This window comes from Microbacterium sp. 4R-513 (genome assembly GCF_011046485.1).
Taxonomy (GTDB): Bacteria; Actinomycetota; Actinomycetes; order Actinomycetales; family Microbacteriaceae; genus Microbacterium.
Genome location: NZ_CP049256.1, coordinates 1,806,123 through 1,829,802 on the forward strand (window position 1 = coordinate 1,806,123; position 23,680 = coordinate 1,829,802).

At 68.0% G+C, this 23,680-nt stretch carries 25 protein-coding genes and 1 pseudogene; 18 read left to right on the plus strand and 8 right to left on the minus strand.

The window, feature by feature from the left end; genetic code table 11:
• Nucleotides 1-197 precede the first annotated feature (197 nt).
• From G5T42_RS07845 to G5T42_RS07865, 5 genes are read left to right on the plus strand one after another with little or no spacing between them, the layout of a single operon-like run.
• Nucleotides 198-1,940 carry a VCBS repeat-containing protein gene (locus G5T42_RS07845; protein WP_165127430.1) on the plus strand — a complete coding sequence of 581 codons (1,743 nt, stop codon included), beginning with the start codon at nucleotides 198-200 and terminating at the stop codon, nucleotides 1,938-1,940.
• Nucleotides 1,941-1,948: 8 nt separating this feature from the next.
• Nucleotides 1,949-2,404: a hypothetical protein gene (locus G5T42_RS07850; RefSeq protein WP_165127432.1), complete on the plus strand. Its 456-nt coding sequence runs from the start codon at nucleotides 1,949-1,951 to the stop codon at nucleotides 2,402-2,404.
• Between the two features lie 2 nt (nucleotides 2,405-2,406).
• The gene (locus G5T42_RS07855; protein ID WP_165127434.1) at nucleotides 2,407-3,285 is read left to right on the plus strand and encodes a GlcNAc-transferase family protein; all 879 of its coding nucleotides are present in this window, start codon (nucleotides 2,407-2,409) and stop codon (nucleotides 3,283-3,285) included.
• Nucleotides 3,282-3,878: a 2OG-Fe(II) oxygenase gene (locus G5T42_RS07860; RefSeq protein ID WP_165127436.1), complete on the plus strand. Its 597-nt coding sequence runs from the start codon at nucleotides 3,282-3,284 to the stop codon at nucleotides 3,876-3,878. Before G5T42_RS07855 ends, G5T42_RS07860 begins: the two co-directional genes overlap by 4 nt.
• A 23-nt stretch (nucleotides 3,879-3,901) precedes the next feature.
• Nucleotides 3,902-4,201, plus strand: a complete 300-nt coding sequence (locus G5T42_RS07865) for a hypothetical protein (protein WP_165127438.1) — start codon at nucleotides 3,902-3,904, stop codon at nucleotides 4,199-4,201.
• A gap of 92 nt (nucleotides 4,202-4,293) precedes the next feature.
• Here G5T42_RS07865 and G5T42_RS07870 read toward each other — a convergent pair whose 3' ends face one another.
• The 6 genes from G5T42_RS07870 to G5T42_RS07895 all read right to left on the minus strand — a co-directional run bounded on the left by G5T42_RS07870 (nucleotide 4,294) and on the right by G5T42_RS07895 (nucleotide 8,842).
• Nucleotides 4,294-4,707 (minus strand): hypothetical protein, encoded by a 414-nt coding sequence (locus G5T42_RS07870; protein ID WP_165123768.1) that lies wholly within the window; start codon nucleotides 4,705-4,707, stop codon nucleotides 4,294-4,296.
• Complete coding sequence (locus G5T42_RS07875; RefSeq protein WP_165127440.1) at nucleotides 4,626-5,573, minus strand: sugar kinase; 948 nt, start codon at nucleotides 5,571-5,573, stop codon at nucleotides 4,626-4,628. Before G5T42_RS07875 ends, G5T42_RS07870 begins: the two co-directional genes overlap by 82 nt.
• A 1-nt stretch (nucleotide 5,574) precedes the next feature.
• Nucleotides 5,575-6,207: a bifunctional 4-hydroxy-2-oxoglutarate aldolase/2-dehydro-3-deoxy-phosphogluconate aldolase gene (gene eda, locus G5T42_RS07880; protein ID WP_165127442.1), complete on the minus strand. Its 633-nt coding sequence runs from the start codon at nucleotides 6,205-6,207 to the stop codon at nucleotides 5,575-5,577.
• Nucleotides 6,204-6,971 carry an SDR family oxidoreductase gene (locus G5T42_RS07885; protein ID WP_206535728.1) on the minus strand — a complete coding sequence of 256 codons (768 nt, stop codon included), beginning with the start codon at nucleotides 6,969-6,971 and terminating at the stop codon, nucleotides 6,204-6,206. Before G5T42_RS07885 ends, eda begins: the two co-directional genes overlap by 4 nt.
• Nucleotides 6,971-7,996: an alcohol dehydrogenase catalytic domain-containing protein gene (locus G5T42_RS07890; RefSeq protein ID WP_165127444.1), complete on the minus strand. Its 1,026-nt coding sequence runs from the start codon at nucleotides 7,994-7,996 to the stop codon at nucleotides 6,971-6,973. The genes G5T42_RS07885 and G5T42_RS07890 overlap by 1 nt, the downstream gene beginning before the upstream one ends.
• 96 nt (nucleotides 7,997-8,092) lie before the next feature.
• Complete coding sequence (locus tag G5T42_RS07895) at nucleotides 8,093-8,842, minus strand: FadR/GntR family transcriptional regulator (RefSeq protein ID WP_241246012.1); 750 nt, start codon at nucleotides 8,840-8,842, stop codon at nucleotides 8,093-8,095.
• A gap of 119 nt (nucleotides 8,843-8,961) precedes the next feature.
• Between G5T42_RS07895 and G5T42_RS07900 the strand changes: the two genes are divergently transcribed.
• The 12 genes from G5T42_RS07900 to G5T42_RS07955 all read left to right on the plus strand — a co-directional run bounded on the left by G5T42_RS07900 (nucleotide 8,962) and on the right by G5T42_RS07955 (nucleotide 20,313).
• The gene (locus G5T42_RS07900) at nucleotides 8,962-9,933 is read left to right on the plus strand and encodes an aldo/keto reductase (RefSeq protein ID WP_165127446.1); all 972 of its coding nucleotides are present in this window, start codon (nucleotides 8,962-8,964) and stop codon (nucleotides 9,931-9,933) included.
• Nucleotides 9,930-12,308 carry a glycoside hydrolase N-terminal domain-containing protein gene (locus G5T42_RS07905; protein ID WP_165127449.1) on the plus strand — a complete coding sequence of 793 codons (2,379 nt, stop codon included), beginning with the start codon at nucleotides 9,930-9,932 and terminating at the stop codon, nucleotides 12,306-12,308. The genes G5T42_RS07900 and G5T42_RS07905 overlap by 4 nt, the downstream gene beginning before the upstream one ends.
• Nucleotides 12,309-12,443: 135 nt before the next feature.
• The gene (locus G5T42_RS17890; protein WP_165127451.1) at nucleotides 12,444-12,809 is read left to right on the plus strand and encodes an extracellular solute-binding protein; all 366 of its coding nucleotides are present in this window, start codon (nucleotides 12,444-12,446) and stop codon (nucleotides 12,807-12,809) included.
• Nucleotides 12,787-13,722, plus strand: coding sequence for an extracellular solute-binding protein (locus tag G5T42_RS07915; RefSeq protein WP_165127453.1), 936 nt, complete (start codon nucleotides 12,787-12,789; stop codon nucleotides 13,720-13,722). The genes G5T42_RS17890 and G5T42_RS07915 overlap by 23 nt, the downstream gene beginning before the upstream one ends.
• 79 nt (nucleotides 13,723-13,801) lie before the next feature.
• Nucleotides 13,802-14,725: a sugar ABC transporter permease gene (locus tag G5T42_RS07920; protein WP_206535729.1), complete on the plus strand. Its 924-nt coding sequence runs from the start codon at nucleotides 13,802-13,804 to the stop codon at nucleotides 14,723-14,725.
• Nucleotides 14,722-15,645, plus strand: coding sequence for a carbohydrate ABC transporter permease (locus G5T42_RS07925; RefSeq protein WP_206535730.1), 924 nt, complete (start codon nucleotides 14,722-14,724; stop codon nucleotides 15,643-15,645). Before G5T42_RS07920 ends, G5T42_RS07925 begins: the two co-directional genes overlap by 4 nt.
• A gap of 26 nt (nucleotides 15,646-15,671) precedes the next feature.
• Nucleotides 15,672-16,994 (plus strand): L-fuconate dehydratase, encoded by a 1,323-nt coding sequence (locus G5T42_RS07930; RefSeq protein ID WP_165127455.1) that lies wholly within the window; start codon nucleotides 15,672-15,674, stop codon nucleotides 16,992-16,994.
• A gap of 25 nt (nucleotides 16,995-17,019) precedes the next feature.
• A complete protein-coding gene (locus tag G5T42_RS07935; protein WP_165127457.1) occupies nucleotides 17,020-17,868 on the plus strand; it encodes an amidohydrolase family protein in 849 nt (282 codons plus the stop codon).
• 49 nt (nucleotides 17,869-17,917) lie between these two features.
• Nucleotides 17,918-18,142 carry a hypothetical protein gene (locus tag G5T42_RS07940; RefSeq protein ID WP_206535731.1) on the plus strand — a complete coding sequence of 75 codons (225 nt, stop codon included), beginning with the start codon at nucleotides 17,918-17,920 and terminating at the stop codon, nucleotides 18,140-18,142.
• A 301-nt stretch (nucleotides 18,143-18,443) separates the two neighbouring features.
• Complete coding sequence (locus G5T42_RS07945) at nucleotides 18,444-19,115, plus strand: FadR/GntR family transcriptional regulator (protein WP_165127459.1); 672 nt, start codon at nucleotides 18,444-18,446, stop codon at nucleotides 19,113-19,115.
• A gap of 17 nt (nucleotides 19,116-19,132) precedes the next feature.
• Entirely contained in the window at nucleotides 19,133-19,474 is a 342-nt protein-coding gene (locus G5T42_RS07950; protein ID WP_165127461.1) for an L-rhamnose mutarotase, read from the plus strand.
• Nucleotides 19,471-20,313, plus strand: coding sequence for an amidohydrolase family protein (locus G5T42_RS07955; RefSeq protein ID WP_165127463.1), 843 nt, complete (start codon nucleotides 19,471-19,473; stop codon nucleotides 20,311-20,313). Before G5T42_RS07950 ends, G5T42_RS07955 begins: the two co-directional genes overlap by 4 nt.
• A 100-nt stretch (nucleotides 20,314-20,413) precedes the next feature.
• Here the strand turns inward: G5T42_RS07955 and G5T42_RS07960 are convergent, their stop codons facing one another.
• Both G5T42_RS07960 and G5T42_RS07965 read right to left on the minus strand, forming a co-directional pair.
• Nucleotides 20,414-21,394: an aldo/keto reductase gene (locus G5T42_RS07960; RefSeq protein WP_241246013.1), complete on the minus strand. Its 981-nt coding sequence runs from the start codon at nucleotides 21,392-21,394 to the stop codon at nucleotides 20,414-20,416.
• Nucleotides 21,391-22,692, minus strand: a complete 1,302-nt coding sequence (locus G5T42_RS07965; protein WP_165127467.1) for an enolase C-terminal domain-like protein — start codon at nucleotides 22,690-22,692, stop codon at nucleotides 21,391-21,393. The genes G5T42_RS07960 and G5T42_RS07965 overlap by 4 nt, the downstream gene beginning before the upstream one ends.
• Nucleotides 22,693-22,881: 189 nt before the next feature.
• Here G5T42_RS07965 and G5T42_RS07970 point away from each other — a divergent pair.
• Nucleotides 22,882-23,666, plus strand: a pseudogene (locus G5T42_RS07970) (SDR family oxidoreductase).
• Nucleotides 23,667-23,680 lie beyond the last annotated feature (14 nt).

The window sequence follows — 23,680 nt, forward strand, 5'->3', positions numbered from 1 at the left end:
GTCGACATCTACTGCGCCGAAGCGTTCTCGGTGACGCGCCACTTCGTCCGGCGGTCAGGCCCAGTCCGATCCCGTGCGCCCTGAGCACCTTGTGGGCCGTCGTCGCCGGGGGTATGTTCGGGCTGTCTCGGGGAGCGGCGCAGTGGGGTGGGCGCGCGCATCGGGGGGCGCGGGATCCACGAGAGCGAGGCTCCACCATGGTCGGTTCCTATCTCGACTTCGACGGCGACGGCCGGGCGGAGGTGCCCATCCGGAGCCCGTGGGGCCTCGGACTCCTCGAGTACAGCGGAGGGGCGCTCGGCAGTCCGGCGCTCAAACCCAACGGCACGCGCTTCGGCGGATGGCTCCTGAACACGGCCGATAACGTCTTCGTGGATGCCGCGGACGTCGACGGAGACGGGCGCGCCGAGTTCCTCGTCACGAGCCCCTGGGGCATCGGGGTGCTCGAGCAGGCCGGGTCGGGCTTCAACGGCATCACGCTGGCCGGCAACGGCACGCGCATCGGGGGATGGCTGCTGAACACGGCCGACAATCGCATCGGCCCTGCAGGTGACTTCGACGGCGACGGAGCCGCAGAGTGGCTCATGGTGAGCCCGTGGGGTCTGGGCATCATGGAGCTGAGGGGCGGCGCCTTCAACCAGGTCATGCTCGTGCCGAACGGCACGATGCTCGGGTCGTGGCGTCTCGACACCTCGATCGACCGGTTCGGGCCCGTCGGTGACGTCGACGGCGACGGACGGGCCGAGATCCTCGTGACGAGCACGAACGGCATCGGCATCCTCAAGCTCTCGGGTGCGTCGCTCACCTCATTGGCTGTCGTGAGCAACGGCTCCCGCATGGGGGAGTGGCTGCTCAACACCGCCGACAACCACTTCTGGGCATTCGCCGACTTCGACGGCGATGGGCGCAGCGACGTGCTCGTGACGAGCCCATGGGGCCTCGGCATCCTGTCGTACTCGTCCGGCGCTCTGACGTCGTCGGTCATGGCGCCCAACGGCCCGATGTACGGGAACTGGCGGCTCAACACCCTCGATAACCGCTTCGCTCGGCTCGGCGATCTCGACGGCGACGGTCGCGCCGAGATCCTCGTGACCAGTCCGTGGGGGATGGGCATCCTCGAGAAGTCCGGGTCCACTCTGGGCAATCCGTGGCTCGCCCCGAATGGGACGCGGTTCGGCGGCTGGCTGCTGAATACGGCGGACAACTACGTCGACGCGGTCGCGGATGTCGATGGCGACGGGCGTGACGAGCTCGTGGTCACGAGCCCCTGGGGCATCGGCGTGCTCGGCTTCCGCGGCGGCACGATGACGGGACTCATGCTCTCGCCCAATGGCACGCGGTTCGCCGGCGGCTGGCTGCTCAATACGAGCGACAACCACGTCGGGATCGGCATGCAGCTCTTGCGGATCCACGCCAAGGTGCTGACGGCGCCGACCTCCGTGACGATCGACACGATGTTCAGTCAGATGCAGCGCGTCTACGAGCTGCTCGGCATCCGCGTGCAGCGCGTGAGCACCGAGAACCTCACTCTTCCCCTCCTCACGGACGTCGACATCGGCGGCTGCACGATGGGCAGCGTCACCGCGGAGCAGACGCAGCTCTTCGGGAACCGCAACAACGTGCCCGGCGGTGACCTCACGGTGTACTTCGTTCGTTCGACGGTGCCGTCCAACAACGGATGCGCGGCGTTCCCGGCGGGGCAGCCGGGTGCCGTCATCGCGAGCATCGCATCGCCCTGGACGCTCGGGCACGAGTGCGGCCATGTGCTCGGGCTCAGTCACGTCGACGATCCACCGCCACCCGACCCCGCTGCGCCCGCTCCACTGCTGAACCGGCTCATGACGGGCCGTGGCACGTGGAACATCACCAACCCGCCACCCGACGTCACCGCGCAGGAGAACCTCGCGCTGCGTGCGAATCGGCTGACCCACAACATCTAGGAGCGGTCATGGCTGTCACGCGCGAAGACGTGCTCGAGGCGCTCGCGCCCGACGAGATCGACTACAACGCCGTCGCGGAGCATCTCGGCCCGCCCGCGGTCCCGATCCTGCGCGAGCTCATCGGCGAGGGCGACCCGGCGATCGCCCCTAAGGCGACCTACCTCGTCGCCCGCATCCCCTCAGACGAGACGCCGAGCGCGATCCGGGATGCCGCGACCGCGGCCGAACCGCTCGTCCGGCTCGCGGCGGCCTCTGTGGCGCCCGCTGTCGGGGTCGCCGACGCACCGGAGCTGCTCGGCCGGCTCCTCGAGGACGACGACGTCGGGGTGCGGAAGCAGGCGCTCGACTCCGCCGCACGATTCCGCGACCACGACGATATCAAGGTGCGCCTCGAGAAGATCGCGATCGGCGACGACGAGCGCGACCTGCGGAACCTCGCCGAGCGGGTGCGCCAGGGCCCGTGAGCATGCCGGCGCGCATCTACGTGCAGATCCCGGCCTATCGCGACACGGAGCTCGGCGCGACCCTGCGAGACCTCTACGCGAAGGCGCGGCATCCGTCGGACCTCCGCACGGTCGTGCTGTGGCAGAAGGACGAGGGCGACGAGCTCCCGGAAGCGGTGCGTACGCTCCCCGGTCTCACGATCATCGAGACGGATGCCTCCAGCAGCCGGGGGCCCAACTGGGCCCGGAAAGTCCTGCAGCGCGAACTCGGCGATGAGCCGTACACGCTCCTCCTCGACTCCCATCACCGGTTCGTGAGCGAGTGGGACGAGCAGGCGCTAGGCATGCTGCGCGGGCTCGAAGCATCCGGCGTCCGCAAGCCTGTCCTGAGTTCCTATCTCCCCAGGTATATCCCGGGCAGCGGCAAGGCGCTGCGGCAGACCGATCCGTTCGCCGTTTCGCCGATGGAGCGCGAGGAGGGCGTCCTGACGCGCCTCACGAGCTACCCCATTCACCGCTGGACCGAGCTCTCCGCGCCCCTGCGGGCGTCGTACGTATCGCTGCACTTCCTGCTCGCGCCGCGCGCCTTCACAGAGGAGGTCGCGATCGACCCCGAGATCTACTTCTTCGGCGACGAGGTGACCCTGAGCGTCCGGGCGTACACGCACGGCTGGGACATCTACCATCCGCACCGCGTGCTCGGCTGGCACGCGTACAGCCGCGCGACCCGCGAGCCGCATTGGGAGCGGCATCCCGACTGGCACGTCGCCCATCGCGCCTCGCTGGCGCGGCAGCGCTCCCTGTACACGGGCGGTGCTGACACGGCATCGCTGCGCGGTGACGAGCGCTCGGTCGCGCAGTTCGAGGAGTGGGCACTGCACCGGCTGGTGGTGCCGGCGTGAGCCTCGTCGAGGACGTGGCGGACCAGGGGATCGGATGGGATGCCTCGTTCCTCACGCGGAAGAACGCCGCCGAGATGGTGTCGGACCTTCGCTTCGTGCGGTGGCAGTCGAGCCGCGTCGTCAAGCAGGGCCACGCTGGGCGGACGGTCGCGGACGACCCGATGAGGGTGAGCCGCTCGGCGGGCCAGGTGTGGTTCAACAAGGCGCTGTCCAAGCGCGTCGCGCAGATCGAGGAGCGCGTGTGCGCCGACTTCGGCGTCGAGCCCGACCACCTCGAGTCATGGCAGGCGGTGCAGTACGACCCGGGCGGCAAGTTCGAGACGCACCTCGACGGGGGATCGTTCCGCGACGAGCCCGGGGGTGAGCGCGTGCTGACCCTTCTGCTCTTCCTGGAGCAGCCGGAATCGGGCGGCGAGACGTACTTCCCCGAGCTCGACCTCCTCATCGAGCCGACAGCCGGCAAGCTCGTCGTCTGGAAGAACCTGCTCCCCGACGGAGAACTCGATCGGCGCTTCCTCCACGCCGCGACGCCCGTGCGCGAAGGGCGCAAGACCATCCTCACGACCTGGTCGCGCGAGCGACCTGTGCGATGAGGCCACGCAAGAAGGGACACACCATGCCCGAGAAGGACGATGCCCTCGTCAAGCAGGTCATCTCCAAGTACGGCCCGACGCTCGACCTCGTCAATCGGCCGCAGGAGCTCATCGAGATCCTCCGCAATGTGAAGTTCGACGACCAGGACGGCGGCCTGAACCCGTGTGCGGGCGCTCCGCCCGCACCGCCTCCGCCCGGGCCCACGAGCCTTCAGTTCGACGAGACCCAGCTCGTGGACGTCATGAAGGAGGTGTTCGCCCTGTCGAAGGCCGTCGAGCAGAACACCAAGCAGCTCAAGGCGATCAGGAAGCAGCTGGGGTAGGCGGCGACGGGCTCATCAGGTGGTGAGGCGCGGGCGAGCGGACGCCCGGCTGGGCGAATGAGCCCCGACCTCGCGGGCGGTCGACACTCGATCTAGCGGTCGACGTCGACCGTGTCCTGGTGAGCGAGGTCGGCGGCTTCCTGCCTGAGATAGCCCGCGTAGCCGCCAGAGGTGCGGCCCGCGTGCCGGCCCGAGGTCAGCACCTCGGCCCGGTCGCTTGCGACGACGACTGCGCCCTGGTTGCGGCAACGGGCGACGAGGTCGACGTCTTCGTGCTCCCCGAGCGCCGCGAAGCCGCCTGCGGTCAGGTAGCGCTGACGGCGCGCACCCCGCAGGCCCAGTCCGCCTTCACCAACCCGGGTCGCGGCGCCGGTCGCGGCGCCGGTCGCGGCGCCGGTCGCGGCGCCGGTCGCGTTCGGCGCGGTCAGCGAGTGACCGGATCCGCCTCGAGATGCGCGAGCTCGGCCAGGCGTGCGGCGCCCTGCCAGTCTCCGGGATGCCGGCACGCGAAAGCGCCGGTCCGCGTAGCGGTGCCAAGACGCTTCTCGGTGGGGGCCTCCGCGAGCAGTTCGCTGAGATAGCCTGCGACGAAGGCGTCACCCGCCCCGACGGTGTCGACGACCGGGACCGCAACTGCAGGCGCGCTCGTGAGGACGCCCTCGAGCCACGCAGATGCTCCGGCCGCCCCGTGCTTGAGGACGACCTCACGCGGGCCGAGCGATGCCAAGGCCTCCGCGGTCTCTTCAAGGCAGGGAGGAGTTTCGGCGTCGAGGACGATGGCGGCCTCGTCGTCACCGGCGAAGAGGATGTCAGCGAGAGCCGTTGCCTCTCGGAGCACCGGTCGGGCGGTCTCGGTCGACCAGAGCCGACTGCGGTGGTTGACGTCGAACGACACGCGGACACCGGCCGCGCGGGCGCGTTCGATCGCGGCGAAGACCGTCGCACGCGCCGAGTCCGAGATCGCGAGAGTGACCCCGGTGACGTGCAGGAGCCGTGCGTGCTCGAGCTCGATGCCCGCGAGATCAGAGGGGGTCAGCCGACTTCCCGCGCTGCCTGCGCGGTAGTAGGAGACGACTGTCGAGCCTGCTCGAGGGGTCTCCTTGAGCATGAGACCCGTCGCCGCTGCCTCGTCGACGATGGCGTGCACATCGACGCCTTCGCCTCGGAGGTCGCGGATGACCCGACGGCCGATGCTGTCGTCGCCGACGCGTCCCAGCCAGCTGACGTCCACGCCCAGTCGGGCCAGGCCGATCGCGACGTTCCCCTCGGCGCCGCCGGTGTCGATCTCCGCGCTACCGATCTGGGTGAAGGATCCGATGCCGGCTCCGCGCACCAGTCCCATGCTCTCGCCGAGAGTCACCACGTGTGCCATGTCAGCCCTTTGCGATGGCAGCCGCCTCAGCGGCGAGGTCACGAATCGCGTCGGCGGCACCGGCCGCGATGGCCGCACGCGGCACCATCCAACTGCCGCTCACGGCGAACACCGAAGGGAGAGTGAGATAGTCGACGAAGTTGTCGAGGCTGACGCCACCGCTGGGCACGAACCGCATCTCGGGGAACGGCCCGGACAGTGCCTCGATCAGCTTCGGCCCACCGAGCACGCCGGCAGGGAACAGCTTGACCCGGGTGACGCGGGCCGCGTGGGCCCGCTGCACTTCGGTCGCTGTCGCGACCCCCGGGATGAACGGGATGCCGCGTGCCTGCGCGCGAGCCACGCTCTCCACGTCGAGGCCCGGGCTGACGAGGTAGTTCGCGCCGGCCTCGATGGCGGCGTCGGCGTCCGCCGCGCCGAGGATCGTCCCCGCGCCCACGACGAACCCGTCCACACGCGACATCGCCGCGATCGCCTCGAGCGCCGCAGGGGTGCGCAGCGTCACTTCGGCCGTAGGGATGCCGCCCTCGGTGAGGGCCCGTGCCACTGGAGCGGCGTGTCGCGGGTCGTCGATGACGACGACCGGCACGATGCGAACGCGCTCGATCGCGAGCACTGCGTCCTCGTCGCTCATCGTCCGAGCCAGCCTCCGTCGACCGGGATCACCGCGCCCGAGACATAGTCCGAGGCAGCTGAAGCGAGGAAGACAGCGGCGCCGGCGAGATCGTCCGCTCGTCCCCAGCGCCCTGCGGGGATCCGGTCCAGGATCGCCGTCGAGCGGTCGGGATCTGCCCGGAGGGCCCGCGTGTTGTCGGTCGCGATGTACCCCGGGGCGATGGCGTTGACGTTCACGCCCTGGGACGCCCATTCATTGGCGAGGGCCTTGGTGAGCCCGGCGATGCCGGACTTCGCCGCCGTGTAGCCAGGGACGTTGATGCCGCCTTGGAAGCTGAGGAGGCTCGCCGTGAAGATGACCTTGCCGTAGCCCTTGTCCAGCATTGGCGCGGCGACGGCCTGTGTGAGCGCGAACTGGCTGGATAGGTTGACCTCCAGGACGCGATCCCACAGCTCCAGCGGGTGGACGCGTGCGGGCGCGCGCTCGATGGTGCCGGCATTGTTCACCAGGATGTCGGGGCCGAGCTCGGCGAGTTGCGCGCCGAGCTCGAGGATCTGCTCGCGGTCGCTGAAGTCGGCTGCGATGGCGGTGAACTCCTGCCCGCTCAGACGGACGACATCGCCGATGTCGCTGGCGGCGATGTTGGCGCTGACGCCGATGATGTCGGCACCGGCGGCGGCGAGAGCCTGCGTGATCCCGTAGCCGATGCCGCGGCTGGCGCCGGTGACGACGGCGGTGCGCCCAGTGAGATCGAAGGCGGACAGGCCGGAAGGAAGGCTCATCACGCCGCCCCGCCCTGGACGTCGACGAGCACCTTCATCGCCTGGCCGGCCTCGAGCTGGGCCACGGCTTCGGGGATGCGGTCGAGGGTGACGATGTCGGTGATGACAGCGTCGGTCGCAATCGACCCGGACTCGAGAAGCCGAACGGCCTCTTCGAAGTCGGTGCGCTGATACACGCGTGCGCCCAGCAGCCGAAGTTCGCGCCAGAAGACCCGCTGCAGATCGATCTCCCGAGGAGTCGGATGAATCGCGACGATGACGAGCGTTCCGCGGACCTTGGCGAGCGAGGTCGCTCCCAGCACGGCACGCGCCGCTCCTGACACCTCGAAGACGACGTCCGCCCCCGCACCCGCCGTCCACTCGTCGACGAACGCGACCTGGTCGACGGCGAGGGGGTCCAGCGTCGTGATTCCCAGGGCGGCGATCCGCTCACGGCGCGCGGCGTCCGTCTCGATGAGCAGGACGTCGGCCCCGTACTCCTTGAGAACCGACGCGATGAGCAGGCCGATCGGGCCGCCGCCGATCACGACGGTCTTATCGCCGGCGGCGACCTCTCCGCGGCGGACATCATGCACGGCGACGGCCAGCGGCTCGACGAGCGCCGCGGCATCCAGCGGCAAGCCGGGCGGCAGCGCGACCAGGGTGTCGGCGGGCACGTTCCAGAGCGACTGCAGGGCGCCGGGGGAGTCGATGCCGATGAAGTTCAGGTTCTGGCAGATGTGCTCGTTCCCCGCGAGGCAGCCGGGGCACGTGCCATCCCAGTCCAGGGGCATCACCGTCACGGCATCGCCGACTGCCCACCCCGTCACGTCGGGACCGACGGCATCGATGACCCCGCTCATCTCATGCCCGAAGGTGAGCGGACGAGTCACGCGGCCGTCCATGTTCCCGTGCAGGATGTGCAGGTCGGTGCCGCAGAGGCCCACGAAGGCGACGCGAATGCGGACTTCGCCCGAGCTGGGCTCGACGGGTGAGTAGGGGAGGATCTCGACGGCGCGATCGCCGACGTACTGAGCGGAAAGCAAGACTTCATCTCCTTTGAGCGAGATAAAGTCTGATCAATCTCGCGTCAAGAGTCGATCATAGCCGTCACTTGGCGCCTAAACCACAAATTGATCTGATTACTCGATATCTTCGATCTCCAGCGGTGGTCGAGCCCGTAGGAAGCTCTCCACCTCCAGAAGGTGGTTCGACATCCGCGTCTGCGCCGCCAGCGGGTCGCCCTCCGCGAGTGCCCGAAGGATGGCGCGATGCTCGAGCGCGGTTGCGCGATCGGCGTTCTCATCGGCGATCGCGCGCCACATGCGGCCACGCACGGTGCGGCTGGAGAGCGCTTCGATCAGCGCTTGAAGGACGGGATTCCCGGATGCTGTCGCGATCAGCTTGTGGAACGCCATATCGGCTTCGAGCACGGCCTCATGATCGACGGCTTCGATCGCGCGCTCAGCCTCGCCGAGGATCCGATCCGCTTCCTCGAGTTCGGACTCCGTGATCCGCATCGCCGCGCGGGCCGCGGCATCCGTCTCCAGCACCCGTCGCACGGAGTGCACGTGCTGAGCGCCGGCGGTCTGCTGCAGGTCCACGACGAAGCCCATCGGTGCGAGCAGGAGCGAGGCATCGAGTTTCGTGACATACATCCCGGAACCGCGGCGAGTCTCCAGCACGCCCATGATCGACAGTGCGCGCACGCCCTCACGCAGCGAGCCCCGCGAGACGCCGAGTCGCGGCGCGAGGTCCTTCTCGATCGGCAGCTGGTCACCCGGCGCCAGTTCGCCGTCCAGGATCATCTTCTTGATCCCGTAGACCACGACGTCCGTCTGCGACATTCCACCGCGGTCAGCGTCGACGGCGGCTTCCTCTGCTGTTGTCATATCAGTTGGCCTTTCGTCGCCTGTCGAGCGCTCCGCGGCCCTCCATGTGAGAACTCACGCCCAGTCGTGGCGCCATATGTGTCAATAATAGATCGGACTAATTTCGATTGGGGAGTGCCATGCCGCACCACGTTCCATCGCGCCTCGGGCGGCTTGGCCTGGGAGCGTCCGCGCTCGGGAACCTCTACCGCGTCGTCGAGGATGACGCCGCTCGCGCCGTCGTCGACGAGATGTGGGCCGGGGGAGTGCGGTACTTCGACACCGCCCCACATTACGGCTTGGGCTTGTCCGAACGGCGCCTCGGCTCCGCGCTCGCGGAGCGGCCGCGAGAGGAGTTCATCGTCTCGACGAAGGTGGGCCGGATTCTCGAACCGAACCCCGCCGGCGTCGGCGCGATGGATGATGAGGGCTTCGCCGTGGAAGCTCTCTCGAAGCGTCGCTGGGACTTCAGTGCCGAAGGGGTGCGCACATCGCTCGAGAACTCGCTCGAGCGCCTCGGCCTCGATCGCGTCGACATCCTCTATCTGCACGATCCCGAGGACCATCTCGAGCAGGCCATCGACGAAGCGCTGCCGGCACTGGTCGAGCTGCGCGAATCGGGTGTCGTCTCGGCGATCGGCGTCGGCTCGAAGGATGCCGGCGCCCTCGCCAGCCTGATCAGCACCGGGCTCATCGACCTGGCCATGGTCGCGGGCAGGTACACGCTCCTCGAGCAGCCGGCTGCCGACGATGTGCTGCCCGCGGCGCTGCAGCACGATGTGGGAATCGTGGCGGTCGGTGTGTACAACTCCGGGATCCTGGCCAAGAATCGACCAGATCCGGCGAGCACCTACGACTACGGGGCGGTGCCCCCGGAGATCTACGACCGCGCAATGCGCATCGCCGACCTGTGTGACCAGTTCGAGGTCGAGCTGCCGCACGCGGCGCTGCAGTTCCCGCTTCGCCACCCCGCGGTCGTGAACGTCACGGTCGGCATGGGGCGCCCCGCGCACGTGGCCGGCACGCTGATGAACATCCAGAATCCGATTCCGGACGAGCTCTGGTGGAAGCTCGCCGAGGCCGGGCTGATCCCCGCGGAGCCCGTCGCATGAGCGAGCATGTCCTCTGGTATCGGCGTCCGGCGACGACGTGGAACGAGGCACTCCCGATCGGCAACGGGGCGCTGGGGGCGATGTGCCTCGGAGGGGCGGCGGACGCCGTCCTCCAGCTCAACGACGAGACCGCGTGGTCCGGGAGCCCCGAGAGTGCTTCGCTCCCGCCGGTCCTCTCCGCCGCCGAGGCTTCTGCTGCCATCGCCGAAGCGCGCGAGGCGATCGCCGAGGGGAGGAACTCGGATGCCGACGCTGCAGTGAAGCGGCTCCAGCATCGTCACTCGCAATCGTTCCTCCCGGTGGGAAGCCTTCGGATCCGGGTCGCATCCGCGATGGGTGAGGGAATCGTTGAGGAGTACCGCCGTGAGCTGGATCTGCGCACGGCCACTCACACCGTGACGGCGATCGTCGACGGCGTCGGGATCGTGCACCGGACTTGGGTCAGCCGCCCGCACCATGTGCTGGTACACGAGATCGAGACGAGCGGTCCGGTGGATGTGACGGTCGGGCTCGAATCGCCGCTGCGCGTGCTGCGATCCCGCACAGTCGATGGGGGCGGGTCGCTCCTGTTCCGCTTGCCGGCCGACGTGGTTCCACCTCACGATGAGGACGCGCACCCGATCCGATACTCCGACGATCAACTGTGCGTCGAGGGCGCGATCCACTTCGCCGTCGTATCCGACGGCCCTGTCACAGCCAAGGCTGACATCGTCTCGGCGCGGGCCGTCCGGCGCATCCGCGTCGTCCTCTCAACCGCCACGACATTCCAGGCGATCGGCGCGGCCCCGACCGGAACCGCCAAGGAATCGGACCAGCGCGCCCGGGCACGCGTGGCCGAGGCCATCGTGGCGGGTCTCGCGACGGTCCGCGAGGCGCAGATGGCGGACCACGCCGCGCTGTACTCGCGAGCTGAGCTCCTATTGGACGCCGCGCCCTCGGACCTTGACACCGCCGAACGACTCTTGGCTCTGAACGACCACACGCCGATCGACCTTGCCTCCGATCCCGGGCTCGTGGCGCTCCTGTTCCACTACGGCCGCTATCTGCTGATCTGCTCGTCGCGGCCGGGCGGCATCCCCGCCAATCTGCAGGGGCTGTGGAACGACCAGCTCAGGCCGGTCTGGAGCTCCAATTTCACCACCAACATCAATGTGCAGATGAACTACTGGCCCGCGCACACGACGAATCTCAGCGAGACGGAGGAGCCGCTCGTCGATCTGATCGCGGCCCTCGCCGACAACGGTCGTGAGACTGCCCATCGCCTCTACGGCGCCCCGGGGTGGGTCGCTCACCACAACACCGATGCGTGGGCATACACGCTGCCGGTGGGCAACGGGACCCATGAGCCCAAGTGGGCGTTCTGGCCCATGGCCGGGCTCTGGCTGTGCATGCATCTGGCCGATCGGGATCGATTCGGCGTCAACGATGCCGAGGCGCGGCGCAGAGCATTCGCCATAGTTCGCAGTGCCGCCGAATTCGCACTCGCCTGGATCATCCGCGATCAGACGGGCGAGCTCGGCACGTCACCGTCGACCTCGCCGGAGAACGACTTCCGCACGAATGCGGGGGCAACAGCATCCGTCACCTCATCCTCGACGCTCGATCTGTCACTGATCAGACTTCATCTGGCGTATCTCGTCGAGCTCGCCGAGCAGCTCAAGGTTCGTGGAGACGATGTCGTCGAGGCGGCACGCGCTGCGCTGGCGGAGATTCCAGCCGAGCTGCCGATCAGCGCGGACGGATCCATCGAGGAATGGCGCGGCGGCGAGGAAGCCGTCGACCCGCATCATCGGCATCTGTCACCCCTGGTCGACCTCTACCCCGGTGCCCAGCCGGCGGACGAACGGGTTGAGGCCGCCGCCTCCCGCTTCCTCGATCTGCGGCAAGACGAATCCACCGGGTGGTCGCTCGCCTGGAAGCTCGCGCTCCGCGCCCGGCTACGCCAGCCCGAGCGCATCGACGATCTCTTCGCCCTGGTGTTCCGTGACATGACGGTCGATCGAGGCGACTGGACCGGTGGGCTCTATCCCAACCTTCTCGTCGCTCATCCGCCGTTCCAGATCGACGGGAACTTCGGGTTCACGGCGGCCATTGCCGAGTGCCTGCTCCAATCGCATCGGGGCCGGATCGAGCTGTTGCCCGCCGTGCCGCCGACACTTGGCTCCGGCAGCGTCCGCGGCCTCGTCGCCCGTCCGGGAATCGAGGTGAGCATGCGGTGGGAGACCGCAGGCGCCGGCGCAACTCTCGTGCACGCCAGCCTGCGGGCTCGCACAGCCGACGCGGTCGGATCGCACATCCTCCGATTCGACGAACGGGAGATGCGCGTCGAACTGCCCGACACGGCTACTGCGGTTGATCTCAAGAAATCAGACTAATCGGCAGGAAAGTATTGCTCTGAGGTTGTAAGACGGAAGAATCGGCGTAATGTGTCTGATGTACACAGCAAATCGGCCGATGACGTCCCCTGACCTCATCGCCGGCCCGAACCTGAAGGCCATGACGGAGGACCAATGAAGATCACACGACCGGCGACGATGCTGGCGGCCACCGCGGGTGTGCTCGCCTTGTCGCTCGCGGGCTGCTCGAACGGCGGCAGCGGCGGCGAGAGCACCGACGGCACCACGACGATCAACTACTGGAGCTGGGACGGTGCACCCGGCGAGGCGATCGTCACCCCGATGATCGAGGCGTTCGAAGACGCCAACCCCGACATCAAGGTGGAGTACACCGAGATCCCGCAGGGCGACTACAAGACGAAGGTCGCGCAGTCGCTCGGGGCGGGTGAGGACATCGACGTCCTCGGAGTGCAGCCCAGCGCATGGGCCGGCGAGATCGAGGACTATCTTCTCCCCCGTGTCCGAGTGGCCCGAAGGTGACGGCATCGTCGACAAGTTCCAGGCCTCGACGATCGACCAGACCAAGCGTCTCTTCTCTGACGGCGAGCTCATGGCCCTGCCGCTGTACTCGACCGGCTCTGCCGTCGGGGTCTACAACGCCGATATCCTCGACGAGCTCGGCGTCACCCCGCCCACCACGTGGGCCGAGTTCAAGACGCTGAGCGACGCACTCGCCGCGCAGGGCGATGGAATTCTGCCCGCGGTCATGCCCGGCGACGACTGGTTCCAGGACGAGGCGAACCTCACCGTCGTCGGCCAGGTCGACCCCGAGTTCTTCAACAACGTCCGCTACGAGGACGGCGCCTGGAACACCGACTCCTACGTCGAAGGCCTCACCGCCTACAAGGCCCTGTACGACGACGGCACGTTCGACACCGCCACGCTCGACATGGACTACGGCACGGCGATGACGACCTTCGAAGAGGGCAAGGCCGCGGTCGCGTTCAACGGCTCCTGGGAGGTCGGCCGGATCCTCAACGGCAACTACGGTGTCGTGCCGTTCCCCGCCGAGTCGGCAGATGATGCCTCACTCCGCGCCTTCCTCGACGTGCTCGTCGGCGTCCCTGCCTCGTCCACCAAGCAGGAGGCTGCCGCCAAGTTCGCCGAATTCATCTCGGCGGGAGACGGCGTGGACTTCTGGGCCAGCTCGCTCAAGGGCGTTCCCGCGGTCGACGGATACGAGCTGCCGGACGGCGTGCTGACGACCGACCTGCAGAAGGAGAGCTACCAGACTCTCCTCGACCTCATCAACAACCCGCACAGCGACCGCAACAACATGGGCTCGTTCTCGGACTTCGTCGGCGCCAATGTGAAGCAGGCAGTCCTGGGGACCATCACGCCTCAGGAAGCCGCCGACGCCGACCAGGCCGAGCTCGAACGCGGCAACTTCTAACAGCACACCCCGCAGTACCCGGGCCGCCGTCGGCACACGCCGGCGGCGGCCCAGCCACTATCAGCACTGGAGAGTCGAAGTGACCAGCCAATCGCCCCGGACGACAGCCGCTCCGCCACGCCGCAAGAAGCGCCGCGACGGCTGGGTCGCCCTCGTCTTCCTGAGCCCCCTGCTCGTCATGTACGCGATCTACTTCGCCTACAGCATCTTCTTCCTAGGCGAGACCAGCTTCCAGAAGGTGGGCATCGCGATGCTCCGGCCCGTGCAGGTCGGGTTCGAGAACTACCGGCTCCTGTTCACCGACCCGGTCTTCGCGCAGTCGATCATCAACAACCTCGTCTTCGCAGCGATCTCCATCGTGGCTGCGCTCTCGATCGCCTTCTTCATCGCCGTAGCGCTGTCGACGGGAGTGCGCGGACGCAAGTGGTTCTACTTGCTCTTCCTGCTCCCCGCACTGATGCCCGTCTCACTGGTCGCCACCATCTTCGGCAGCATGCTGCAAGAGCGGTTCGGGATCTTGAACGAGACGCTGCGCAGCATCGGACTCGGAGCACTCGCCCAGTCGTGGCTGACCACTCCCGCCCTGGCATACACGGCCGTGGCACTCATCTTCTGCTACCTGATCGGCCTGCCGATCATGTATTACACCGCCGACCTCTCGGCATTGCCGACCTCGGCACTCGAAGCTGCGCTCCTGGACGGCGCGGGCACCTGGCGGATCATGGGCTCGATCATCTACCCGATGATGCGCGGCACGCACATCACCGTCATCCTCGCCCTGCTCCTCGGATCGTTCCGTGCCCTCGAAGTGGTGTTGTTCAGCACAGGCGGCGGCCCGGGCACGACGACCGAGATCGTCGGCACCTACCTCTACGGGTACGTCAACTCCACCGGCAAGACGATCGGCTATGCCTCGGCAGCCTCGATCGTCGTCCTGATCATCGCCCTCGGAATCTCGCTCGTGCAGATGTATCTCACGCGCACGCGAAAGGCAGACCTGTGACCACGACAGAAATCCTCCCGCCGCGGGAGTCGACCGAGCTCATCACCCAGGTTGACGCACGCGGCCGCAAGAGGCGCCGCCGCCGCATCCTCGAGGACAACCCGATGCGGATGGTCATCACCCGCGGGCCCGACCGCGTCGCCATCTATGCGCTGCTGATCATCATGGGGGTCGCCTTCGCGTTCCCGCTCTACGCCATGGTCGCCAAGTCGCTCCAAGGCTTCGGCATCCAGAACTACACATCCCTGTTCACCGAGCCGATCGGGGGAGTGTCGATCCTGTCGACCTACGTCAACTCGTTCATCATCGGCGTCTTCCACGCGCTGCTCGTCGTGACTGTGTCCACCACGGCCGGGTACGCACTCTCCAAGCTCCGCTTCCGCGGGCGTGAACTGTCGTTCGCGGCGATCATCCTCTTCCTCGCGGTGCCGGGTACGGCCCTCATCGTGCCGGTCTTCCACATCACGCAGCAGTTCGACATGTTCAACACCCACATCGGTGTCGCGCTCCCCGAAGCCGCCCTGACCATCCCGTTCGGCGTCCTTCTCATGCGCAACTACGGGCGCAACATCGACGACGCGCTCATGGAGGCCGCCACCCTCGACGGAGCCGGGCACTTCAGGGCGTTCTGGCACGTCTTCCTCCCATTGTCGCGGCCGGTCGTCGTCAACCTGATCGTGCTCTGCTTCATCTGGTCGCTGCAGGACTTCCTCTGGCCGTCGATGCTGTTCACCAATCCGAACCTGACCACCGCCGCACAGGCCGTCGCGTCCTTCTCGAACGTGCTCGGACGAAGCCCCGAGGACTTCGGACGCTACAACGCAAGCCTCGTTCTTCTCGCGATACCGGCCGTCCTGTTCGTCCTGTTCGGCCTGCGCTTCATCGTCAACGGCCTCACCGCCGGCAGCACCAAAGACTGATCCCCCACACTGGAGACCCTGCACCCATGACAACCATCACCGCCGTCGAAGTCATCGACGTCCGCTTCCCGACCTCCTTGTCCGCCGACGGCTCGGACGCGATGAACAAGGACGGCGACTACTCCGCCGCCTACGTCATCCTCCGCACCGACGACTCCGCTCTCTCCGGATACGGGTTCACGTTCACGATCGGACGAGGCAACGACATCTGCGTTCTGGCCGCCGAACAGCGGGCGCTGCCGCTCATCGGCCGCGACGCCGATGCAGTGCTCGACGACCTCGGCGCCACATACCGAGACCTGAAGACGGACTCGCAGCTGCGCTGGCTCGGACCAGAGAAGGGCGTCGAGCATCTCGCCATGGCGGCGGTCATGAACGCGCTCTGGGACATGGCGGCCAGGCGTGCAGGGAAGCCCCTCTGGCGCCTGCTCGCCGACATGACCCCCGAGCAGCTCGTCGACATCGCCGACCTGAAGTACCTGAGCGACGCCCTGACGCGCGAAGAGGCGATCGCGCTGCTCGAGGAGCTGGAGCCGACGCGTAGCGAGCGGATCGCGGAGCTCGAGCGCGACGGCTACCCCTGCTACACCACGAGCGCCGGCTGGCTGGGGTACTCGGACGAGAAGATGCGACGCCTTCTCCGCGAGGCGGTCGACCAGGGCTACAAGCACGTCAAGCTCAAAGTCGGCGCGAACCTCGAGGAGGACATCCGCCGCTGCCGCATCGCGCGGGAGGAGATCGGCCCTGACGCCCACCTGATGATCGACGCCAACCAGGTGTGGGACGTCCCACAAGCCATCGACTGGGTCGGCGCGCTCTCCGAATTCAATCCGCTCTGGATCGAAGAGCCGACAAGCCCCGACGACATCCTGGGGCACGCGGCGATCCGCCGCGCGGTCGCGCCGATCGGCGTCGCAACCGGCGAGCACGGCATGAACCGGGTGCTGTTCAAGCAGATGTTCCAGGCGGAGGCGATCGACTTCTGCCAGCTGGATTCGGCGCGGCTCGCCAGCATCAACGAGATCCTCGCCGTCTATCTCCTTGCGAAGAAGTTCGGTGTCCCTGTCTGCCCGCACGCCGGGGGAGTCGGTCTGTGCGAGCTTGTGCAGCACCTGTCGATCTTCGACTACGTCGCCGTCTCGGGCTCGCTCGAGAATCGCGTGACCGAGTTCGTCGACCACCTGCACGAGCACTTCGTCGACCCCTGCATCGTCGAGAACGGCGCCTACCGCGTGCCAACCGCACCCGGCTACTCGGCGGAGATGTTCGAGGAGTCGCTGCGCGAGTACGCCTTCCCCGGTGGCGCGTACTGGACCGGCGCCTCGCTGGTCCAGGCCCGCATCGCCTGACGTCGACGACGAGAGGATGAACCCGGTGACATCGGTCGTCGACGCGCACGCCCACCTCTGGGATCGCAGCCGATTCACGTATGACTGGCTGGACGACGAGCCGGAGCTGCCCGCAGTGTTCCTCCCGGAGCACCTGCGGGCGGCCGGGGCCGACATCGACGGCTTCATCTTCGTGCAGGCCGACTGTCTTGAGAAGGAGGGGTGGGCGGAAGCGAGCTGGATCCAATCACTGAAGCCTTCCACGCCGGAACTCAGCGGGATCGTCGCCTTCGCCCCCCTCGAGAAGCCTTACGCAGACTTCGCATTGGGCGTGCTGGAGAGCATCCCCCTCGTAGTGGGCGTCCGTCGCCTACTCCAGGGCGAGAGAGTCGAGTTCTTCGAACTCGACTCTCTCGGCGCCGGGCTCGACGCTGTCGCACGCCGTGGATGGACCTTCGACGCGTGCGTCCGTTGGCACCAGCTGGGGGCGCTCGCGAATCTCGCGTCGCGGCACGAGGATCTCCCGATCGTCGTCGATCATCTCGGGAAGCCGCCGCTCGCGGGCGGCCCGGAAGAGTTCGAAGCCTGGCGGACGGCGCTGGCTGCGGTGGCTGCGCTTCCGAACACGACGGTCAAGCTCTCCGGGCTCCCAGCCGAGGCGGCGCCCGGCGCCGGCCTCGACCTGTACCGTGACTGGCTGGTGGCCGTGCTCGAACTGTTCGGACCGGAACGCGCCATGGTCGGCACGGACTGGCCCGTCTCATCCGCCACCAACCTCAACCGTGCCGACTGGTTCGAGCTGGTTCGAGATGCGACCGGAGTCACCGCCGGCGAGTGGACTCAACTGGCTGCGCTGACGGCCGAGCGGGTCTACCGACTGCCACGCGCCGGCTGATCCACGCGGTCGGTCCACCGTCCGCTCGCCCACACGTCTGGAGATCCGCATGCCGATGGCTGCCGATGACTCCCTCCTCGATGCGCCGTACGAGGCGGCCGCGGGACGATATGACGACATCGAGCATCGTCGCGCGGGATCGAGCGGGATCAGGTTGCCCAAGATCTCGCTCGGCCTTTGGCAGAACTTCGGCGCCGACCGGATCGGCAGGCTGCTCTCGACCGATCTACGCGCATATCGCGACGAACTGTTCATCGCGTCGAAGGCCGGATAAGACATGCCGAAGCCGCCTCTGACCTGCTCGCGCAAGCTGGCGTCCCGCTCCTGCTCCACCAGCTCCGCTACTCCCTCTTCGATCGGACGCAGGAGAGCGCGCTGGACGATCTGGTGGATGCACGTGTGCGGCACGGATGCGGGAGACGTGACCGCCGCTGCTTCCGAGGACCCCTCGCCGGTGCGCGGCGTGCACACCGTCGATAGATACGTGGCGCTGTTCGACGAGTTGGTAGGACTGCTCGAAGCCCGCCCAGCCCCGTAGGTCGGATGTCTGTACGGGGATTCGATAGGCTCCCGTCGTGGCAGTGACCGACGAGGCGATCCTGAAGATCCGCGAGATGATCACGTCCGGGGAGCTCGAACCGGGCGACCGGCTTCCTCCGGAGAAGGAGCTGAGTGAACGGCTGGGTCTATCGCGGAATTCGCTGCGCGAGGCGGTCAAGGCGCTCGAGATGATCCGCGTTCTCGATGTCCGGCGCGGCGACGGCACCTACGTCACGAGCCTTGAGCCGCGCCTGCTTCTCGAGGCGGTGGCGTTCGTCGTCGACCTGCACACCGATCGCTCGGTGCTCGAGATCTTCGGCGTGCGGCGCATCCTCGAGCCAGCGGCCGCGGCGCTCGCCGCGGGCCACATGACGCCTGACACGGTCGCACGACTCGAGTCCTTCATGGACGATACCGACGCCCTCGCAGGGGTCGAAGACCTCGTCAAGCATGATCTCGAGTTCCATCAGGCGATCGTCGAGGCCTCTGGAAACGAGTACCTGAGCCGCCTCGTCGAGTCGATGTCGAGCGGCACGGTGCGCGCGCGGGTGTGGCGCGGCATCACGCAGCAGGGTGCCACCGAGCGCACGATCTCGGAGCATCGGGGCATCCTCGACGCCCTGCGGCGGGGCGACGCGCGGCTGGCCGAGGCGCTCATGCTCACCCACATCGCAGGAATCGAAGACTGGCTGCGGGATGCCTCGTAGCCGGAGAGGCTGACCCCATGCGCGTCGCGCTGCACTCCGTCATCCGCGAGAGCGCGGTTGACGACTACCGGGCCCACCACGCACGAGTGCCTGAGGAGCTCGTCGCGCTCTTCGAGCGCGCCGGCATCCACGACTGGGTGATCTGGCGCTCGGGAGACCGGCTTTTTCATCTCGTGGACTGCGACCACTGGGACGATGCAATGACGGTAGTCGGCGCGGATCCCGCCAACGAGCGGTGGCAGGCGGACATCGGACGATTCGTTGCCGTCTTTCACACCGCGGACGGCGCCGACGGGTTCGCCCCGATAGAAGAGGTGTGGAGCCTTGCAGGACAGCGGTCCGAGGGCGCCACGGCATGAGCGTGCTCGACACCCACGTCCACGTGTGGGATCCGACGCGTCTGACCTACCCCTGGCTGGACGGCCTCGCCGCTCTGGACCGGCCGTTCCTGCCCTGCGAATACCAAGGCGCCGAGCGCGCAATCTTCGTGCAGGCGGACTGCCTTCCGGACCAGGCCCTCGCGGAGGCGCGCTGGGTCGCCGGCCTCTACTGGCCTGAGCTCGCCGGCATCGTCGCGGGCGCCGACCTCCGCTCGCCCGACCTCGAGGCGCACCTCGACGCACTCGGCGAAGTGGGGCGGGTCGTGGGCATCCGTCATCTTCTCCAGGGGGAGGATGCCGCCCGCTTCGCGGACCCCGCCCTGCGCCGGGGTCTGCGTGCGCTCGCCAGCCGGGGCCTGACTTTCGACGCCTGCGTCCGGCATCCCCAGCTCCCCGCGCTGGTCGAGCTCGTCGAGGCGGTCCCTGGGTTACGGGTGGTGCTCGACCACATCGGCAAGTCGCCGGTCGCGGAAGGCATCTCGAGCGATGCAGGCAGGCAGTGGAGAATATGGCTCCGCCGCCTGTCGGCGCTGCCCGACGTGCACGTGAAGCTCTCCGGCCTGCCAGCTGAGACCGATGACGCGCCGGCGTTCTTCACCCAAGCCGACGACTTCATCCGCTTTGCGGTGGACGCGTTCGGGCCGGAGCGCGCGATGGTGGGCAGTGACTGGCCGGTGAGTGAGAAGTTCGGAGCGAAGGTCGGACCCGAGGAGTGGATCGAGCGGGTACGGTTTGCGACGGGGCTAGTCGGCGACGAATGGGATGCCATCGCCGCGACGACGGCGGCCCGGTTCTACCGCGTGCCTGAACAGCAATGAGGCCGGCGAGGCGGCAGCGGCGCTGCCGATGTGCGCCGGAGCCGCGGCGCCGGAGCTCGCAACGCCAAGGGACTCGCCGCGGGGGATGGCTTCGGCGCGCTCAGGAGTGCTGTGATGTCGATGTCGAGGGGTCCGCGACCAGACCGCGGTCGGCGAGGACGGCCCAGAGTTCGTCGGGGATTGGTGCGGAGATGCGCGCGATGTTCTCGGAGATCGAGGCGGGGTTCGCCGTTCCGACGACGACGGTGGTGACGGCCGGGTGGCGCAGCGGGAACTGCAGCGCCGCCGCCGGCAACTCGACGCCGAACGCGGCACATACGCGCGCGATCGCACTAGCCCGCTCGATGACCTCGGCGGGGGCCTCCCCGTAGTTGTACGTTGCGTCGGCGCGCGGGCCGGATGTTGCGAGCAGTCCCGAGTTGAAGGGCGCGGCGGCCACAACGCGCACTCCGCGCGCGGCGCACGCGGGCAGCAGATCCTCCGCGGCCGTCTGCTCGAGAAGCGTGTACCTCCCGGCGATCATCACGAGGTCGAGGTCGCCCTCCACCACCGCGCGCGTTGCGACGGCCGAGTCATTGACGCCGATACCGATCGCCTCGACAAGCCCTTCGTCGCGGAGCGCAGCCAGCGCCGGCAACCCGTCCCGCAGGCCCCACTCGAGGTCGTATGCGTCCGGATCGTGCAGATAAAGGATGTCGACCCGGTCGAGTGCGAGGCGCTCGAGCGACTCCTCGAGTGACCGGCGGATACCCTCTGCGCTCGCGTCGAAGCGACGGAGCACGTCGTCGGGCACGTCGAAGCCCTGGGCGAGATCCCGCCCGCCGGCGAAGGCGGGGTTGGGTTCGAGCAGCCGGCCGACCTTGGTCGACACGATGTAGTCGTCGCGCGGCTTGTCGCGCAGGAAGTCGCCGAGGCGCCGCTCCGAGAGCCCGAGCCCGTAGTGGGGGGCAGTGTCGAAGTACCGGATGCCGCCATCCCACGCTGCGTCGAGCGCCCCGCGTGCGCGCGCGTCGTCGACCTCGCGATACAGGTTGCCGATCGACGCGGCGCCGAGGCCGAGTGGTCCGAACGCGATCGTCACGCGCGCACCTCGGAATACGAGTTCCGCCATGAATGCGCGGCGATGGACTCGGCGAGCATCTCGGTTCCGGCGCCGGGCGCCGTAGGCGCGACGTAGTGGCCCTCGCGGATCTCGACGGGCACGACGAAGTGCTCGTGGAGATGGTCGGCATACTCGATCATCCGACCTTCGCGCGTCCGCGAGACGGCGACGTAGTCGAACATCGAGAGGTGCTGGACGGCTTCGCACAGGCCCACGCCGCCCGCGTGTGGACAGACTGGGATGCCGAACTTGGCCGCGAGCAGGAGGTTCGCCATGTTCTCATTGACGCCCCCGACCCGGGTCGCGTCGATCTGGAGCACGTCGACACCCCGCACCTGGAGGAGCTGCTTGAACATCACGCGGTTCTGCGCGTGCTCGCCCGTTGCGACGCGCACGGGGGCGACGCCGCGCGCGATGGCGGCGTGACCAAGTACGTCATCTGGGCTCGTGGGCTCCTCGATCCACGCCGGTTCGAACTCCTTGAGGGCGTTGACCCACTCGATCGCCGCCCCGACGTCCCACCTCTGGTTGGCGTCGATGGCGATCGGGAACCCGTCTGGCACGTTGGAGCGGGCGATGCGCATGCGCCGGACGTCGTCGCCGAGGTCGCCCCCGACCTTGAGCTTGATCTGCCGGAACCCGGCTGCGACGGCTTCGCGGCACAGCCGCGCGAGCTTCTCGTCGGAGTAGCCGAGCCAGCCTGGGCCGGTCGTGTAAGCGGCGTAGCCCTCACGCAGGAGCTGCTCGGTGCGCTCCTCACGTCCGGGTACGGCAGCACGCAGGATCTCGAGCGCGTCATCAGGAGTGAGGACGTCAGTGAGATAGCGGAAGTCGACGAGCGCCACGATCTCTTCGGGGCTCAGCCGGCTCAGATGCAGCCACAGCGGCTCTCCTGCGCGCTTCGCGCGTAGATCCCACAACGCGTTGATCACGGCGCCGATCGCCATGTGCATGACGCCCTTCTCCGGACCCAGCCAGCGTAATTGCGAGTCGTCGCGGAAGAGCCGCGCTGTCGCACCCATGTCGGCCAGGAGGACGTCGGCATCGCGACCCAGGAGGTGGTGACGCAGGGTGTCGATCGCGGCGACCTGGACGTCGTTTCCCCGGCCGATCGTGAAGACGAAGCCATGGCCTTCGAGACCGTCCGGCGCGTCGGTGCCGACGACAACGTACGCCGCCGAGTAGTCCGGGTCCGGGTTCATCGCGTCGGAGCCGTCGAGGCTCAGGGATGTGGGAAACCGGATGTCGAACGTGTCGACCCTATTGATGACTGCCATGTCGTCCTCTCCGACTCTGAGCGTAAACATAGGATGTCTTGTACGTCAACCGGCTAGAATCGCGACGGAATCAACCTTATGGCGCGGTGGTGTGAGATAGAGTTCCGACCTTCAGGGAGAAGCTGATGACATCCAGGCGCTTGGGGTCGAACCTCGTTGCGGGATGAGCCCGCGGAAAGGAGCACACTCATGCCCGAGCCCCTTGCGGGCCTCGTCGCGATCGTGACGGGGGAGCGTCAGGACTCGGCGCGGCGATCGCCGCGCGACTCAAGGAGGACGGCGCGACGGTCGCCGTCTTCGACGTGAATACCGATGCCGCTACCGGCGTCGATCTGGCCGTCCTCGTCGATGTGACCGATGACGAATCGGTGGCCTCGGGAGTCGAGCAGGTCGTCGACGCGCTCGGCCGCCTGGACATCGTGGTCAACAACGCCGGCGTCGGCGCCCAGGGTGACGTCACAGCCAACCCCGATGAGGAGTGGCATCGCGTGTGGGACATCAACGTCGTCGGCATCGCCCGCGTGAGCCGCGCGGCGATGCCCTATCTGCGTCGCTCACCGTCCGCCGCCATCTGCAATACCTCGTCGATCGCGGCGACGGCCGGCCTGCCCCAGCGCGCGCTGTACAGCGCGACGAAGGGGGCCGTGCTCGCCCTCACGCGCGCCATGGCCGCCGACCACCTCCGCGAGGGCATCCGCGTCAACGCTGTCAACCCTGGCACCGCCGACACGCCGTGGGTGGGCCGCCTGCTCGGTTCGGCGTCGGACCCTGCCGGCGAACGCGCGGCCCTCGAGGCGCGGCAGCCGCATGGACGCCTCGTCTCGGCCGACGAGGTCGCCGATGCCGTCGCCTACCTCGTGAGCCCGCGCGCCGGGTCGACGGCAGGCATCGCGCTCGCCGTTGACGGCGGCATGGAGGGCCTGCGGCTGCGCCCTGCGGCCGAGAAGACACTCGGGATCCTCGGCGCGCGCTGATCGAGCCGCGGCGG